The following is a 15,696-nucleotide window of genomic DNA, read 5'->3' on the forward strand; positions in this document are numbered from 1 at the left end:
CGACGGAAATCAACCATCAAAGCGGCCTGTTATATCCGGCGCGGCAAGGAAGTGTCCTGTTGGCAGTGTGGCCTGCATCTGCGGGAAAACAGCGAGTGCTGCTCACACTATATTCAGACAGAAGTGCTCGAGGAGATCATCAAAGCCGCCCTCAAGTCAGTTGCCGGGAGCGTGTTGGAGGACAGCGGCGCGTTCTTCCAGGAGCTGCAGGAGCAGCAGGCCGCGCAGCAGACCCGGATCAGCGAAGAAGAGCAGGAAGAGATCCGGAAGCTGGATGCGAGGATCGCGGAGATTGATGTCAGCATCAAAGCCCTGTATTGGCATTCTTTGTTTCTTTCGGATTTATGATTGGCAAAAGAAAGAAATACCGCTACGGCTGAAGGCAGCCATTCATTAACCGGTCGGGAAGGTGATGAATCAGAATGACATCCGCAGACAAAACGGCGAAACGGCTTATCCTGCGTTGGGTCTTTATCCTGTCATTTTACTTCAGTTAGTACAGCATTCGCAGCGGAAGAAACATGGCTTTTAATCCGTTGTATGTTATGAATCACAATTATTCAGAAAGAAGGTCAGAACAATGAAAAGACGACTGGTTGTGTTGATGGCAGCGCTCATGATGATGGTCACATCCGCAATCGCGGAAAGCGCGTCCATGGATCTGCTTGCACAGATGGACGGACAGGTATTTGAGTTCTCCAGCGGTGTGGGCGCCTGGAGCACCGAACTGACCGTCGGAGAAAACGGATCATTTACCGGCAGCTTCCATGACAGCGAAATGGGAGAAACAGGCGAAAACTATCCGGACGGTACGCTGTACGGATGCTCGTTTCACGGGCAATTCTCTGATCCGGAGCCCGTTGACGAACACGCCTGGACCGTTAATCTTTCTGTGGAACAGGATGAAGGTCAGGTTCCGGAAGCCATTGAGGATGGTATCCGTTATGTAACGGCTGCGCCATATGGATTGGAAAAGGCACAGGCCGTTACCGTTTTCCTCCCCGGCACACCGGTGGACCGTCTGCCGGAAGGCTTTATGATCTGGTCCCATCTTCAGGAGATTGACCCGGAGGCGAAGTCGATCCCCTATTATGCCATCTGGAACGAGGCCGACGAGGCCGGTTTCATCACGGCGGCTGTATCTGAAATGCAGGATAAACCGGAGACCGGCGCTGTGACGAACGAACCCGGCCTGCCTGCTTACGCTTATTCCGGGGACGACCCCATAGAGGGAGCCATCGCAGATTATCTGGCAGGCAATGAGCGCGCCAAGGAGTATCTGACGGAACCGGGATATGTGACGATCCCATGCCCGATCATCCATAAGACCGAAATGATCGACGATACGCATGCAAAGGTGTACGGCTCTTTCTGGATCCTGAACTATGTCCGGCGCGGAGAGACCCTGTTCAACATCTCCGGCGGAGAATATCCCGCGGTCATCATGCTGGAAAATGCAGACAGCCGGTGGCAGGTGACTGCCATGGAAGAAGCCGGGGACGGCGAGGATTACGTGGAAGATATCGAGCGGTTTGCGGATGGTGATCAGGAACTGGCAGATCAGTATTTCGCCGGCGCTGACCTGGGGGCAGAAGCAAATCAGGCGATCCGGACACGGTTCATCAAAGCTTATGTCGAAGCAAACGGTTTGAACATCACCGCTTACCAGGACTACGGCTGGGAACCTGTAGAACTGAACTGAGAGAGGACGGTGTGCCCAATGAAGAGGCTGATTCCTGCTCTACAGTGCCAGCCGACCCTCCTCTTTCGTATCAATCATTGACCGGGTTGATCTGGTCAAAACAGGCTTATTGAATTCTAGTCCAAATCAGTTATGAAGGAGGAAACCAAAATGAAAAAACTGATTGCGATCTCCTTGTCCCTTATTCTGGCGCTTGTACTGGTCTGCGCCGCCTCCGCGGAAACCGTTCAGGCCAAACCCGTCGAAATCGACCCCTCCAACCTGGAAGGGCGGATGGTAAGAACGGATATCGAATACAAGGAAGGCGACAAAATGCAGCTGACCCTGTATGTCCCGGAACGTTTTGACGCCGCAGCGATCCAGGCCGTACAGCCCGGCGATGTCATCGTCACCGACGGCGAAGAAATCAAAATCGAAACCGTCGACACAGACGGCCCCGATTTTGTCTTCAACAAGTGCACCGAGAACGAGATGCTTTTCTGCGACGCCGGCCATGATGAGTTTGAGCACTGCATGGATAACGACTACGTACCGTGGATACTTGCGTTGCCGGAAACGGCGAGGAGGTAGTAGGCATGAAGGATAAACATGTATTGGCTTTCATGAGGGTTTTCTCGATTCTTGTTCTATTTGCTGTTTTTTTCAGCAGTTCATTAGCCGAAAGCAACGGTACTCAGATCGTCCATGTTCCCTTTGTTGATGTACCTATTCTTGAAACGCACAGAACGAGCTTCCCTAAAGATAAAAGATATGCAGTTTACTCTGGCCCTAGTGAAGACTATGTGCGTGCCGCAAATGGAAAAGCTGCCGTTTCAACGAATGATGCTATCCAGGCTTTTGCCAGTGAAAATGGATGGATCATGATTCAATATGCGATTGATCATGATCATCATCGTATTGGTTGGATTAAAGAAAATGCCAATCGATTCGCACCTTCAATCAGCGAACTTCCTCCTTGTTCCCAATCTGCAACGCTGAAAGCAGGCTCAGTCATTACTGATGATCCGCTTTTTTCCCAAAGTCCACTCATGTCCTTTGATATGGAATTGAACGTGTATGTGCTTGGCCAAATAAACGATTGGATTTATATCGAAAGCGATTCTGGGGATTTGGTTCGTGGCTTTGTTCACAAAGATCAGTTGACTCCCGGTAACGTGTTCTACTTCTCTGATTGGTTACACGACTCATCCGCTTGGAATGGATATTTAGTCCTTGATCAGGACAACATCGCTTTTGAATCTGAACAGCTAATCGAATTGAATGGAATATCAGTGCCTCTTGCATCAATAGACATTTATGACAATTTATCAAATCAATTGTTATTAACTGTTTCCGAGAAAAATGAATTACTGCATTTTGAAGGTTCCGGTTATTTGCCGCCAGAAACCTCATCACTACGTATCGTACTATTTGATACAAATATGAATGAGGTTAAACTTGATGAGGATTTCGTAATCGAGTGGTAAATTTTGATGGAGAGGAGGGTGGTTTGTTCCACCCTCCTCTTTTCTCATTAGTGATTAATGTACTTCGACCAGCCCCAGTACTTCCACTTGTTATTCATTCCCGTGAGATTGGGGCCAGAATCCTCGGAATCACCATTGTTATATCCTTTCCTGTCGAGTGTATCATATCATAAAGGGCCTACTGGAATCTACTGGAATTCACTGGAATCAACTGGAATCAACTACCCAATTTCGGAACAACAATTCTCCAGTTCACGCTCCATCCTGTGGATATGCTTCTGCAGGTCACAGCGGAGTATAACTCCCGCAGTCTTCAGGTCGGCCTTGACCTGCCGGATTTTCTGTACAAGCACGTCCCGATTGGCCATATTAACACTTCCTAAATGTTTCATTCTTCATATAGATTAACTAATACTTCCCCAATTCCCTGTACTATAGGATCGGCCTAAAACTCCCCGTTTTCGAACATTTCTGGCCACAATCCAATAAAATCGCTCCGGATCTTTCTGGATTTGCTTTCAAACGGGTCCTCTCCAGCCAGGAAGGGAGCCGTTTTCATTGCAAAAAAGTTCTAAAAATCCCTTGCATATAGTACTGTTATGTGATATACTGTACTATATATTGAGGGGGGGGTGTTTTAGGTGGCAGTACCAGAATCCATCCGGAAGGTTCCTCGTCCTGTCAACACCATCGTCCAGGATAATGGAAAGGACGGTCCCAACCGCTATCCTGTCCGTGAGCGCATCAGCGTCACGTATGTTTCCGGTGGCAATTCACAGCCCAAGAACGGAAAAGTCATCGGCCATATTGTGGATGGCATGTACGTTCCGCTCGGCGTTGCCGCCGTCAAAGCAGAGCCAGATATGTTGTCCTACGGGGCCAGTGCATTTGTCAGATCCGTTTCCAGAGATCTGTTTACGGAACTGCTTGGCGTTTATACACCCAAGGATGCCTATACCATCATGGCCATTGCCTCCCTTCGGGTCATCAAGCCGGAAGTATCTGCAAAGCGTCTTGCGACACAATACCAGCAAACGTTCGTCAGCAAGTTCTATCCGGGAATCGGCCTCTCCGAGAACACAGTCAGCGCTTTCCTTCAGGGAATCGGCCGTGACGGAAACCGCCGGTTGGCGTTTTACCATAAGCGAGCGGCGTCTGTCGCTGCGGACCACCATGTGGCAATTGACGGAATGCTCAAGCAGGATAACAGCATTGTCAACGATCTGTCAGCTTTCTCCTACAAGGCAAGAACCAAGGGATGCCGGGAGGTATCAATTCTCTATGCATATGACATTGAGGAGATGGAACCGATCTGTGCGGAGGTATTCCCTGGGAACAGCATTGATGCGACATCCTACAAATCCTTTATTCGGGATAATGATATCCGGAAAGGAATCATTGTTGCAGACAAGGGTTTTCCGCCATCTCAGATCAGCGACGAACTTGCGGAACGTCCCGAGTTGCATTTCCTTACCCCTATCAAGAGAAACGACTCCCGAATCACGAATAACAACATGCTGGCCTTCGAAGGCGTTCTGTCCGGTATTGGAGACCATGTCCTGTGCAAGAAGAAAGAGATCAAGGGCGGTCGATTCCTCTATGCATACCGATCTGCGCATAAGTCAGCAATGGAAGAAGCATCTTTTCTTGCCCGGCGCGAGGACAAGAACGACTACAATCCGGCAATCTACGAGAAGAAACGAGAAGTATTCGGCGTCATCGTCTTCGAGTCGGATCAGGACCTCGATCCCAGGACCGCTTACCTCTGTTATGACGATCGGTGGCTGCTGGAACTGGTCTTCAATCGGTACAAGAACGATGAATGCCTGGACAGAACCAATGTGCAGGGTGACTTTTCCGTCATTGGAAGTGAGTTCATTAACTTCATTTCCACGGTCATTACCTGCCGCCTAATCCGGAAGGCCCGGGAAGCCGAGCTGCTCAAACTCATGTCTTACGGGGATCTCATGGATGATCTGAATTCTGCATGGCGGAAGGTGGATGCGCCGGAAGAACCGGCGACCAATGACAACGGCTGGGTCCACACTAACGTTGGTGTTTTCGAAGAACTGGAAGCACTGGGACTCTCCAAACCGATTCCGAAACCCGAACCGAAAAAGCGTGGTCGGAAAAAGAAGGAATCTGTAGTCAACAAACCGAAAAGACCCAGAGGAAGGCCAAGAAAGAACCCTGTAAACGCTATCGACAAGCTGCTATAGTACAGCGATTTGGGATTTCGTTAATTAACTGAGAACCTTATGGTATACTTGCTTTGGCAGGCTAAACATTATGATAGAATGCCTGTGTAGGAGGAACATTTAGATGGCAATCAAACCTATCCCGTTAATCATTTTATTGGTCGTGTGTTGTCTTGCTGTTTCAGCTTTGGCAACAACGAATAAAAATCTGGATTCTTCTGGATACCATGGTGATCAAATTGGGAATAATATTATTCAAGCTTCATCTGAAGATAGCGTTTATATAATTTGCGATAAGCTGTATTTACACCAAGAACCTGTTGAGAAATCCGCTTGTTTAAGGCTGTTGACTTACGGTGAGGAGGCTCAACTGATTTCTGCCTCTGATGGTTGGCTTCAAGTAAACTATGTGTTCATGAACGATAATGAAGTTCAATCCGTTTCCGGGTGGCTTGATTCAGATTACTGTGTATGTGCAGCTGCCTATTATATTGCAATGCATCCCACACAGATCCGGATAGCGCCTAAAGCAGATGCATCTCTCATTTGCTATATTGATACATATGATAGCTTAAGAGTTTTATACGAAATAAACGATTATTATTGTGTAAGCATCAATGGTGCTGTCGGTTTCGTTGAAAAAGAGAGCGGGCAGGAAGATTAACTTCCTGCCCACATCATCTTACTTTAGCACAGACTTTGCCTTGTTGTAATATCCAAGCCGCACAGTATAGCCGGAAGAACTGCCCTTGACTGTAGCTGTTACTTTTTTTACTGTAGCATCAGCTGACTTGTTATTATAACTATCGATAATTTGGTTCAGGCCCTTACTCTTGCACCAAAACCACGCCGCACTAATGAATGGGTAGTTATCGGCAACGTATTTTGTTGCGTATGCTGCGGGAGAGTAGATTTGAGAATCATTGATGAAATTCTTGAAAGAAAGGCGGACGATCACGTAGACCGCAAGCAATCCTTCATACCCATTCGTTTGAGCAATAAGGTGCTGCCTCGTTCGTAAGGCAGCACCTTTCTGATTTTTCAGTCCAATCCAGAATCGTCATCATACTTGTGCAGATTATGATCAACCGCTTCGGAACGGACTAACTTAACGTATTCCGGGGGATCGTTGCAGATGCGGCAGTCCGGCTCGGAGCATTCGTACATGTTGCGGGGGATCCGCTTCTCGACCGCGATGCAGTCGATGGAAACCGTGACGCCATTGTCGTACCCGATTTTCACACACAGTGTCGATATTGTATTGACAGCTGATTCTTTTCATCGTACATTCCTTTATAGGTTGACGGGAAGCCCACCGGGCGGCAGCATTTGAAAATGCTCCAACGCTGCCCGGATGGCGGCTTCCTTCTCCGGCGGACCATGCGGGAAAACGGAGCTCGGGTATCTCGGGCGGTAGCAGCATTCTCCTACGGGCAGGCCGCATTTGCGCTTGACCCGGGAGACGTATCGAGACCGGGGATTTCTGTGTATTAGAAATATATGAACCTGTTTCTGAGAGCAATCAAAGAAAGGCAGAATGGATCTGGGGGACAAGCATGAAAGCATCTGATCCGTACAGAACCGCTTACGTCCGGATCCTCAAGGAGGAGCTTCTCGCAGATCAGACCGTCTGCGTCCTCGCCGGCAATGGCCTTCCGGCGCAGCGCGGGGAAAGGCCGGCAAAAAGCCGAAGCGTATGATCCCCAAAAAGCACAAGTAAAAAACAGGAGAGAGTGCCATGAACGAACAGTGGATTTCGGATGTCATCAACAAAGCCATAGAAATTGGCCGTCAACAGATCTCCCGGGGCAATGTGGCTACCTATATCCCGGAGCTGGGCAAGGCACGCAAAGAAGCGCTGGGGCTTTGCGTTTCTCTGCCGGACGGGACGGCCTATAAGGTCGGGGATACCAATATTCGTTTTACGATCCAATCAATCTCCAAGGTGATTTCCCTGTGCAAGGCCTTGGAGGTTCGCGGTGCGGAAACGGTATTCAGCCATGTGGGCATGGAGCCCTCGGGGGAAGCCTTCAACTCCATTGTGGAACTGGACCTGCAGTCAAACCGCCCCTTCAATCCCATGATCAATTCCGGCGCGATTGCTGTGGAGAGCACGATCATCGACTACGTCTCTTTTGAGGAAATGCTGGAATATACCCAGCGCTTGTGCAGCGATCCCGGCATCACGCTGAACCGTCAGGTGTATCATTCCGAGATGAACTCCTGTGACCGCAACCGGGCCATCGCCTATCTGCTGAAAAGCAAGGACATCATTACGACAAACGTGGACAACAGCATCGAGCTCTACACCAAAATGTGTTCCCTGAACGTAACCGCGGAATCCCTGGCGAACTTCGCGCTGCTTCTGGCAAACGGCGGCATCTGTCCCGGCAGCGGAGAACGGCTGTTGAAGGAGGAAACCGTGCGGATCGTTCTGTCCATCATGCTGACCTGCGGCATGTACGACGGGTCAGGCCGTTTTGCGGTGGAGGTAGGCGTCCCCACGAAATCCGGCGTCGGCGGAGGGCTGATGGCCCCGGTTTACGGCCGCTGTGGAATCGGGATTTACGGTCCTGCGTTGGATCAAAAGGGAAACTGCATCGCCGGCTGCGAGATGATGAAGCATCTCTCACGGGAAATGGGCCTGCATATGTTTCAGGATAGACATAGCGGTTGCTGATTCATGACCGCAAGCCCCCTCGTTTGCTGAAAAATGGATCAAGCGTTACAGCGATATTCCAGAAATGTGCATGGTTTAATAATACTAAATTTTTTCCTTCGATTTGACGGTTTTCAGAAACGTGATTATCGATCATCTTGCTAATTTTGGCGGACGCTGTGGGAAAATGTCCTACCGTCTCCGATTAGCTTGTCTAATCGCTGTCTAATCGCACTAGGGTAAAAGAGGTGTTTTTTGGAGGAAACGGGGACAATCGAATTTGTTAGAAATGCAGTAATAGCAAGCGTTTGCGGGCATTCGAGGGGTATAGGAGGAAAGCCCTGTTTTCGTCTCCTAAGCGGCAGGCCGTGGGTTCGAATCCCGCCGGGTGTGCGGAAGATCCGTCAGGAGCAACAAAACGTTGAAAACCTGGCGGATTTTTCTTTTTCCCATTCTAATTTCATTTTTCGACGATTAGCCAATTTCTAATATTTTGCAAAAAATTCTAACCGAAAATTAGAACAGAATTCTAAGCTGTTCTAATCAAGGCGGGATGATAGAAGATCCCCCAACACCCCGACGTTCCAACACCGAAGTTCAAGAAAGGCGATCGTTGACTACCCGATGAAAATTGAATGGCTATGTTTGTTGAATATGCGGTCAAAATGCCATGGATAACATGTCAAATATACCTGGATTCCAAAATATCCATAACCCGAAAAATGAAGTCCAGATCAAATTGATCATATGACAACTCAGACTTTACATATTTACGCCATTCAGAAAACAAATAATTCCCAACAATCTGTCTATCTGCATGTTCCAGTAAATATAATAGATTCCGCCTTTCCTCTCTTTTTGAATGAGGCGGTTTTAGCTTTAGGTTGCTCTGCTTACGATACACTTCAAAACTATGATAGTAGTCGAGCTCAAAGCCTAGTCCCCACATTATCCCAGGGAATTTGTCCCACCGGTCAAGAATCTTCTGGACTTTAAACTCATCAAACAAACCTGGATAGTATTCTATTGTTCCTCTGTCATCTATTATTTCCAGTTTGCCTAACCACCGAATAATACAGCCTTGTTTAAGCAATCCAAGGAATGTTCCATCACAAAACTTTTCTGCTTGTACTGCGCCAATGAGTAAAGCTACCAGGATTGGATCAGTCCATGGTTGATCATAGTACTGAAGAATGGCTGGACAAAATTGAGGATCAACTGAATTACAAAGACTGGTTCTGTGGACACTGGCACATCGATAAACGGATCGACAAAATGCACTTTATGATGCGAAGTGTCGAGGCGTTATGAAGTAAGTCATCCTATCGCCATGTAGGCGGTAGGATGAACTCTTGTTATACACTGTCTAACTCCTTGAAAAATAAGCAGTTGTGACTTGTGCACCTTGTCAAGAAATTCTAATGATTTGCATGCATTTCTAATCAATAATTCTACAAGGAGAGAAGTAAGGGGAATAGAGAAAGATGAGTTATTATTTTATATTCCACAGTGTTTCTACGTTGTTTATGACATTGAGCATAGACTGCCTTCAAAAATCCTTTATAAACTCCCTTATAGTACCTACCCGGCGCTGCCTTCAATATCGTTTCCGACATCATTTGCAGCGTAGATACTATATTCATGTGCTGCATATCGGGAATCCCTGCAGTAACGGAAACACCGGCTCCTGTAACTGCAACGGTATAACTGCTCTCATTGATCCATGATTGCAGAGTTTTAAGCTGATCATCCATATGGATCACACCCATTCAAAGTTGTCTTTTCCCGCTCCCAGCTCAAAGTGATACTTCACAAGACCTGTATCCACACCGGTAAAGATGCCATTATCGCAGGAGATTGATACCTTGTTTTCTATTCCACTGATGGTGAATGCCTGTTTTGCCAGAGCAGTAGGCGCTAATAGAGCCGCTTCAATGCCGTCCTTGAACCACTTTGGTGCTTCTCCATCGTATGAACTGACCTGCTCTGCCGTCTTTGTCTTATGCGGAACACCCTGCGTCTGCCCGTAGCCTACAGCAATAATACCGACCGGCTTTGCACCTTCAGATTTCTCCTGTGCCCCTTTACGGTTATAAGTACCGCCGACCCACCATGTATTCAGGCCGAGCGTCTGGGCGTAGAGCATCAGATCAGCGCCACAGTAACCGCACAGTTCATCCGCGCCATCAGGCCCAGCCATAATAAAGAAGTTGTTAACTCCTTTTGCAAGGATCAGCTTTATCACGCCGGGAACAGCACTGCCATCATTGGTCATCAGTCTGATGGACAGACCATAACGCTTATTGTTTTCTCTTACCCGCTCATTCAGTTTTTCTACGATATTCTCCGGAATCGGTTTATCCGTGTACTTGCGTACCATGTGCCGTTCCTTCATCGCCTGCTTCATATCCATCACAATGCCTCCTATGCATTGATTTCTCTGGCTCTGTTTGCCATCAGTCTTAATTGTCCGGCGAAAACCTCCACCTCGGACTCTGTCATATCCTGAGTGAGAAACCTGACCCACCTCTGCTGAAGTTCACGGATATGTGGTTCGAGTTTCTTTGATTTGTCAGTGAGATACACACGCTTGGAGCGGCGATCTTCCTCATGCGCCTCTCTTCGGATCAGCCCCTTCTTCTCCATGCCCTGTATCGTTCGTGTGGTAGCAGCCTTATCTACTGAGATCTCCATCGACATCTCTTCCTGCGTAAGTCCATCCGCTCTATATAGCTGTGAAAGATACATCAACTCTGATGCTGTAATTTCCACCTCGGACAATTCATGGCTGAAGAATAAATTCAGTTGCCTCATCAATACGGATATGTATCTCCCCGCCTGATCCATAAACATCCTCCTATTTAAAACTCGTTGACTTGTCAAGTATACGTCTAAAATGTTGACTTGTCAACTATTCTGGTAAAAAATATAGCCGGGTCCATACCCGACTTCACAGGAGGGCTCGAACGAGCCCTTTTTGCCCGAAAAACGAGCCCTCGGTCTTACGCCGCCGCAATCCGTATCAAAGACGTAGTGCAGTTTTCCAAAAAAGTCAGGCCGGCAAGCTTCTGTTGGTATTGTTTCAGTTTCTTCGTTCTTTCTGCTGGAACAGGAATGATCTTGATTTGTGCCAGTTCAGACTTCAGATCATCCAAAAACAAAGGATCTATACAGTGAAAAATACCTGGGATACACACAGCAGTTTAAACAGGAACATTGTATGACGGAAATGGAAAAAATGATTCTTGAAACGATTACAACACATAAAAAGTTAAGCCGGTGAAAACCTGCCGGTAAGCAGTCTCTGATACTTTGCGGCGCATCATCCTTTATGAGGAAAGTGCTCCATCGCTTTCCGGGCAATGATTTCATGGCCTGCTTCATTGGGATGAATCCCATCTTCACAGATCAGAGACGGATAATCCAGTTCTTCCAGCATCCAGGCTCTGACGTCTGCCAGATGGCAGCCACATTCTGCCGCAGTATATCGTACTGCAATCGCGTATCGTTCCTGCCATCTGGAAATGCTCTCCGGATCATTCCGAAGATACTTCAGGATACGGTCAGCATCCCGTCTCTTTGAAACCCAGCGGTAATACCGGCCTGACATGAGCGGTAACGGTGTGACAAGAACAGGATCAAGATCCCGAGCCCTGGATTCCAGGACAAACTGCTTCAGAAGGCTCCTGAACTCAGCCAGCGGGGTTTTACCGTCATGAAAATGATCCGGATCCTGTGAAACCGCATCCCAGTCCAGATCACAGTCATTGCCACCGAATTCGATGACGCAGATGTTTCCCGGCTCAGTTCTCAGGTTTCGGAATGATTCCAGTCCTTGGTTGACCGTATATCCGTGAACTGCGTAATTGTGAATGGGATACTCGCTGCGTCTCATGAGCCGGATGCATCCTACCCTGGAAACCCTGTAATTTTCTGATTCATCCAGGACAATCCCCTGCGCAGCAGAATCACCGAAAAGATAGATTTCGTTCATTGGTTCTTTTCTCCAATATCGTTTAATCTGGTTACCAATACCAGATTATAACGTTTATAATATTTTGTCAAGCGGCGTTGTTGATTTGTTTGTTCGTTTGTGATATCTTGGAGAAAATGGACGGAGGATGTGTTCCATGACGCATGATGAAATCCTGAAACGGCTGGAAGGTTGCCGCCTTCCGGAGTGGGATGAACTTCCGGATTTCGGCCTGTATATGGATCAGCTGGTAACCTATGTGGCGAGGACTTTCCCCGGCATCAGCGGAAGGCTCGACCTGACGTCCAGCATGATCAACAACTATGTCAAAGCCGGCCTGATCGACAAGCCGACCGGGAAAAAATACAGCCGGGAAGCGCTGGCCCAGTTGTTGATGATCAGCCTGATGAAAGTTTCCACGCCGCTTGATGTGATGAATAAGATCCTGCATCCGGAAAGTGGAATAGAAACGAAAGAGATGTACAGTTCCTTTGTAGCTACGCAAAGACGAGTCAAAAATGAGATCATCGCAAAAGGAAACATTCCTGCTCTGGATTACGCGCTTGAATCTGCTTCACTGCAGCTTGCGCTACGTTTGCTGATGGACTGATCAAAGGATCGAATAACTGGATGAGATGAAATTGCATGCTATACTGCTGTGTATATCAGGGATGAAAAACACAATTTGCTGTGGTTGTTCAAGAAAAGAACATACATTTTCGTCCTATCGCCAAGATTGGCGGTAGGATGAATTAGAACAGGTTGTAATCCTGTTTTGTAGCCAAAAATTCTAATAAAGGCGGTCGGTGACGCGGCGCGCCACCCGCCAAAATTAGAAAGTTCTAATCGCGTTCTAATTTTGGGGTGGAATTTGACGGATTTCGAGGGATTTTGAGAGAGCTTCGCGGAATTTTCAATCGGCTGCATTCCTTAGAAATCAAGCCTTCCGGGATGTTGACAGACTTCGGCGGAACTTCGCGGCATACCGCCTTTTTGGTCTCCTAAGCGACAGGCCGTGGGTTCGAATCCCGCCGGGATCACCAAAAATACGGAAGCCCTTCATGGGTTTCCGTATTTTTGTTATTCTCATGGGGATTCGGACACACGGCCGCAGGCCGGGGGCGAACGAGAGAAGCGTCAGCCCGGTGGGCTGTCCGCGAAGCGGAAGCGACTCGAGTTCGTTAGCGCGAAAGGGAGTATGAAGCCCGCTCCAAGGGCTTCATACGACCATTGAGCGAACGGGAAAGGCACTGACGACCGCCGGTGGCGGAAATTTCGTCAGCGCCTTTCTCAACCGAAACAAGCGAGCTGCCCAGTGGGCAGTCGCGCCGATTGAGGTTGCGGGGCTTCGAATCCCGCCGGGTGTGCGGAAGATCCGTCAGGAGCAACAAATCATTGAAAACCTGACGGATTTTTCTTTTCCCCATTCTAATTACATTTTTCGACGATTAGCCAATTTCTAATAGTCTGATTCATAAGCAGACTGCAGACTTTTCTATTTTCCGAACGCAGCCATCATCTTCTCCAGCAGCATCTCAGCAGGCTTGGAAAACACGTGATACTTCTTCCAGATGACGACGATGCCCGCCTCCAGCGGTGGATCGAAGGGACGGAAGCAGAGGTCGGAAGTTTCCGTAGTGTTGACGACCTGATCTAGGCCTACTGCGCAGCCGATGCCGGACTTGACCATCAGCGCGCCGTTGTACATCAGGCTGTAACCTGCCACGATGTCCAGTGATTCGTAGCTATTCCCAAACCAGTCAAGGTAATCATTGCCAATTTTTTGCGATGCCATATCCTGACGGGACATGATCAGCGGAATACCAATGAGGTCTTCTCTCCGGATGCGGTCCTTCTGCGCCAACGGATGATCCCGCCGCAGGATCAGACCCCAGGTGTCTTTGGAGGGAAGGCGAAAGCTGCTGTAGCGAGACACATCCACCGGTTCCACCAGAACGCCGAAGTCCAGCAGGCCTTTTTCCAGCCGTTCCATTACGTCCTCAGCGTTGCCACTGTAAATTTGATAATGGATGCCGGGATAATCCTCCCTGATCTGCGCCATCAGGTCAGTCACCTTTTTCAGAGCAAAGGTTTCTCCACTGCCAATGAAAACGTCCCCGGCCACGGCGCTGCCCATGGAGAAAAACTCTGCTTTCGTCCGTTCGGCCATCTCAAGGATCTCCTCAGTCCGTTTGCGCAGCAACATCCCTTCCGGCGTCAGCACCATGGAACGGGTCGTGCGGATAAACAGCTTTTGACCCAGTTCCTCTTCCAGCTCCTGGATTTGCCGGGACATGGTGGGCTGGGTCACATGGAGCACTTCACTGGCTCCGGTCAGTCCGCCCTCCCGTGCTACCGTCAGAAAATAATTGAGTACCCGAAGTTCCATATACATCCCTCCCATACCATGATGCCAGCCGTCCCCGCTGTTTGTGGCCCGGCTGGACGAATCATTGGCTTTTAGCTAATTTGCCACCATTATACAGCATTTATTATTGCCTGAAAAGCAAAAGTTGCTTTGTCTTTTAAGTATTTGCTATTTTAAATGGTGAACTTTACAATATGATCGGGAGGTGAAAATATGATTGCTATGACTGCAGAGCAGGTTCATGAATGCCTGGCGGATGCGGGCTGTGACGAAGAACTGATCAAACAGTTCGAAACATGTCAGGGCTCCGGGCGTCAGAAGGAACAGCTGCGGCTGCTTGGGGATTGTCGCCGCCTCCTGCTGGAAAGAATACACGCGGAACAGAAGAAATTGGATCTGCTGGATTATCTGATCTGGAACGTGAAAACAAAAGCTTCTTTGTAGAGGAGGGAAAGCAGTGAAAAGATGGATTCTCGTTCTGCTGGCAGCGATGATGACCTTGCTCCAGACAGGCGCATTCGCGGAAAGCGATGATGAGATCAGGAACTACACCCGATACACGGATTATACCCCGCAGGCTGCGGAACCTGTCGGCCTGATTCCCGGAGAGGATCACAGGATATTGGTCGTCTGGTTTTCCCGTGTGGGCAATACGATGTTTGATCCGGACGTGGACGTGGTATCAAGCGCCACCCTGAACCGGGGTGAAGGCGGCGAATTGGTCGGCAATGCCCAGATGATCGCCGGCTGGATCGCCGAGGAGACCAAAGCGGATGTATTCCAAATCCAGACCGCCTACACTTACCCCTCTGATTATTATCAAACCGTGCAGGTAGGCGAAGGCCAGGATATCGACTTTGTGGATTTGACGCTTGCGACTCACTTGGAGGATGTCAGAAGCTATGACACTGTGTGGCTGGTAGCCCCGATCTGGCACTACACCGTATGTACCCCTCTGCGGACTTTCCTGGAGGAGACCGATCTCTCCGGCAAAACGGTTTATGTCATGACCACCCACTGCGGCAGCCGCTTTGCAGACTCCGTGGAAAAAATACAGCTGATGCAGCCAAACGCCACCGTGATCCGTGGCGTGGCGGTTTCCGGATATTGTCCGAGTGATTCTGAAAATGAAGTGAGAGAATTTGTGCAAAGCACGATGAAATAAGAAGGAGGATCTGATAATGAAACGTACTATGATGATGATTCTGGCGATCCTGATGATGCTGTCTGTGTGCATGACCACTTCTGCTGAAAGTGGAAAGCGTGTGGCAAAGGATGGCGCGCAGATGCAGACCGACGATCCCATCATGCCGACCCGCCTGCCGCCGGA

Annotated in this window: 15 protein-coding genes; 10 read left to right on the plus strand and 5 right to left on the minus strand. The window is 48.7% G+C overall.

What is annotated here, in order from left to right:
- The first annotated feature begins 51 nt into the window (after positions 1 to 51).
- From JNO48_04680 to JNO48_04695, 4 genes are all read left to right on the plus strand, one after another.
- Complete coding sequence (locus JNO48_04680) at positions 52 to 348, plus strand: zinc ribbon domain-containing protein (protein QTE69198.1); 297 nt, start codon at positions 52 to 54, stop codon at positions 346 to 348.
- A gap of 232 nt (positions 349 to 580) precedes the next feature.
- Positions 581 to 1,702: a hypothetical protein gene (locus JNO48_04685; GenBank protein ID QTE69199.1), complete on the plus strand. Its 1,122-nt coding sequence runs from the start codon at positions 581 to 583 to the stop codon at positions 1,700 to 1,702.
- 150 nt (positions 1,703 to 1,852) lie between these two features.
- Positions 1,853 to 2,272: a hypothetical protein gene (locus JNO48_04690; protein ID QTE69200.1), complete on the plus strand. Its 420-nt coding sequence runs from the start codon at positions 1,853 to 1,855 to the stop codon at positions 2,270 to 2,272.
- Between the two features lie 5 nt (positions 2,273 to 2,277).
- Positions 2,278 to 3,168, plus strand: coding sequence for a hypothetical protein (locus JNO48_04695; protein ID QTE69201.1), 891 nt, complete (start codon positions 2,278 to 2,280; stop codon positions 3,166 to 3,168).
- A gap of 221 nt (positions 3,169 to 3,389) precedes the next feature.
- On the opposite strand, the gene JNO48_04700 is transcribed toward JNO48_04695, so the two are convergent.
- Positions 3,390 to 3,536 (minus strand): hypothetical protein, encoded by a 147-nt coding sequence (locus tag JNO48_04700; protein QTE69202.1) that lies wholly within the window; start codon positions 3,534 to 3,536, stop codon positions 3,390 to 3,392.
- A gap of 273 nt (positions 3,537 to 3,809) precedes the next feature.
- On the opposite strand from JNO48_04700, the gene JNO48_04705 reads away from it, so the two are divergent.
- The 3 genes from JNO48_04705 to glsA all read left to right on the plus strand — a co-directional run bounded on the left by JNO48_04705 (position 3,810) and on the right by glsA (position 8,046).
- Complete coding sequence (locus JNO48_04705; GenBank protein ID QTE69203.1) at positions 3,810 to 5,387, plus strand: transposase; 1,578 nt, start codon at positions 3,810 to 3,812, stop codon at positions 5,385 to 5,387.
- Between the two features lie 103 nt (positions 5,388 to 5,490).
- Complete coding sequence (locus tag JNO48_04710; protein QTE69204.1) at positions 5,491 to 6,030, plus strand: hypothetical protein; 540 nt, start codon at positions 5,491 to 5,493, stop codon at positions 6,028 to 6,030.
- Between the two features lie 1,074 nt (positions 6,031 to 7,104).
- Positions 7,105 to 8,046 (plus strand): glutaminase A, encoded by a 942-nt coding sequence (gene glsA, locus JNO48_04715; GenBank protein QTE69205.1) that lies wholly within the window; start codon positions 7,105 to 7,107, stop codon positions 8,044 to 8,046.
- A 1,738-nt stretch (positions 8,047 to 9,784) separates the two neighbouring features.
- Here glsA and JNO48_04720 read toward each other — a convergent pair.
- The 3 genes from JNO48_04720 to JNO48_04730 form a co-directional block, all read right to left on the minus strand.
- On the minus strand, positions 9,785 to 10,438 hold the full coding sequence (locus JNO48_04720) for a nitroreductase (protein ID QTE69206.1): 654 nt from the start codon (positions 10,436 to 10,438) through the stop codon (positions 9,785 to 9,787).
- An 11-nt stretch (positions 10,439 to 10,449) separates the two neighbouring features.
- Positions 10,450 to 10,872 (minus strand): MarR family transcriptional regulator, encoded by a 423-nt coding sequence (locus JNO48_04725; protein ID QTE69207.1) that lies wholly within the window; start codon positions 10,870 to 10,872, stop codon positions 10,450 to 10,452.
- 475 nt (positions 10,873 to 11,347) lie between these two features.
- Entirely contained in the window at positions 11,348 to 12,019 is a 672-nt protein-coding gene (locus tag JNO48_04730) for an SGNH/GDSL hydrolase family protein (protein ID QTE69208.1), read from the minus strand.
- Between the two features lie 136 nt (positions 12,020 to 12,155).
- Between JNO48_04730 and JNO48_04735 the strand changes: the two genes are divergently transcribed.
- Positions 12,156 to 12,608 (plus strand): DUF1836 domain-containing protein, encoded by a 453-nt coding sequence (locus JNO48_04735; GenBank protein ID QTE69209.1) that lies wholly within the window; start codon positions 12,156 to 12,158, stop codon positions 12,606 to 12,608.
- Between the two features lie 885 nt (positions 12,609 to 13,493).
- Here JNO48_04735 and JNO48_04740 read toward each other — a convergent pair.
- Complete coding sequence (locus tag JNO48_04740; protein ID QTE69210.1) at positions 13,494 to 14,387, minus strand: LysR family transcriptional regulator; 894 nt, start codon at positions 14,385 to 14,387, stop codon at positions 13,494 to 13,496.
- 192 nt (positions 14,388 to 14,579) lie between these two features.
- On the opposite strand from JNO48_04740, the gene JNO48_04745 reads away from it, so the two are divergent.
- Both JNO48_04745 and JNO48_04750 read left to right on the plus strand, forming a co-directional pair.
- Positions 14,580 to 14,810: a hypothetical protein gene (locus JNO48_04745; GenBank protein QTE69211.1), complete on the plus strand. Its 231-nt coding sequence runs from the start codon at positions 14,580 to 14,582 to the stop codon at positions 14,808 to 14,810.
- Between the two features lie 13 nt (positions 14,811 to 14,823).
- Positions 14,824 to 15,531 carry a hypothetical protein gene (locus JNO48_04750; protein QTE69212.1) on the plus strand — a complete coding sequence of 236 codons (708 nt, stop codon included), beginning with the start codon at positions 14,824 to 14,826 and terminating at the stop codon, positions 15,529 to 15,531.
- The last annotated feature ends 165 nt before the right edge of the window (positions 15,532 to 15,696 follow it).

The sequence above is a fragment of the Clostridiales bacterium genome, assembly GCA_017569285.1.
Lineage (GTDB): Bacteria > Bacillota > Clostridia > Christensenellales > Aristaeellaceae > Aristaeella.

Coding starts and splice junctions, on each gene's coding strand:
- JNO48_04685 (QTE69199.1), top strand. CDS start 581: ATGAAAAGACGACTGGTTGTGTTGATGGCAGCGCTCATGATGATGGTC.
- JNO48_04690 (QTE69200.1), top strand. CDS start 1,853: ATGAAAAAACTGATTGCGATCTCCTTGTCCCTTATTCTGGCGCTTGTA.
- JNO48_04695 (QTE69201.1), top strand. CDS start 2,278: ATGAAGGATAAACATGTATTGGCTTTCATGAGGGTTTTCTCGATTCTT.
- JNO48_04700 (QTE69202.1), bottom strand. CDS start 3,536: ATGGCCAATCGGGACGTGCTTGTACAGAAAATCCGGCAGGTCAAGGCC.
- JNO48_04710 (QTE69204.1), top strand. CDS start 5,491: ATGGCAATCAAACCTATCCCGTTAATCATTTTATTGGTCGTGTGTTGT.
- glsA (QTE69205.1), top strand. CDS start 7,105: ATGAACGAACAGTGGATTTCGGATGTCATCAACAAAGCCATAGAAATT.
- JNO48_04720 (QTE69206.1), bottom strand. CDS start 10,438: ATGGATATGAAGCAGGCGATGAAGGAACGGCACATGGTACGCAAGTAC.
- JNO48_04725 (QTE69207.1), bottom strand. CDS start 10,872: ATGGATCAGGCGGGGAGATACATATCCGTATTGATGAGGCAACTGAAT.
- JNO48_04730 (QTE69208.1), bottom strand. CDS start 12,019: ATGAACGAAATCTATCTTTTCGGTGATTCTGCTGCGCAGGGGATTGTC.
- JNO48_04735 (QTE69209.1), top strand. CDS start 12,156: ATGACGCATGATGAAATCCTGAAACGGCTGGAAGGTTGCCGCCTTCCG.
- JNO48_04740 (QTE69210.1), bottom strand. CDS start 14,387: ATGGAACTTCGGGTACTCAATTATTTTCTGACGGTAGCACGGGAGGGC.
- JNO48_04745 (QTE69211.1), top strand. CDS start 14,580: ATGATTGCTATGACTGCAGAGCAGGTTCATGAATGCCTGGCGGATGCG.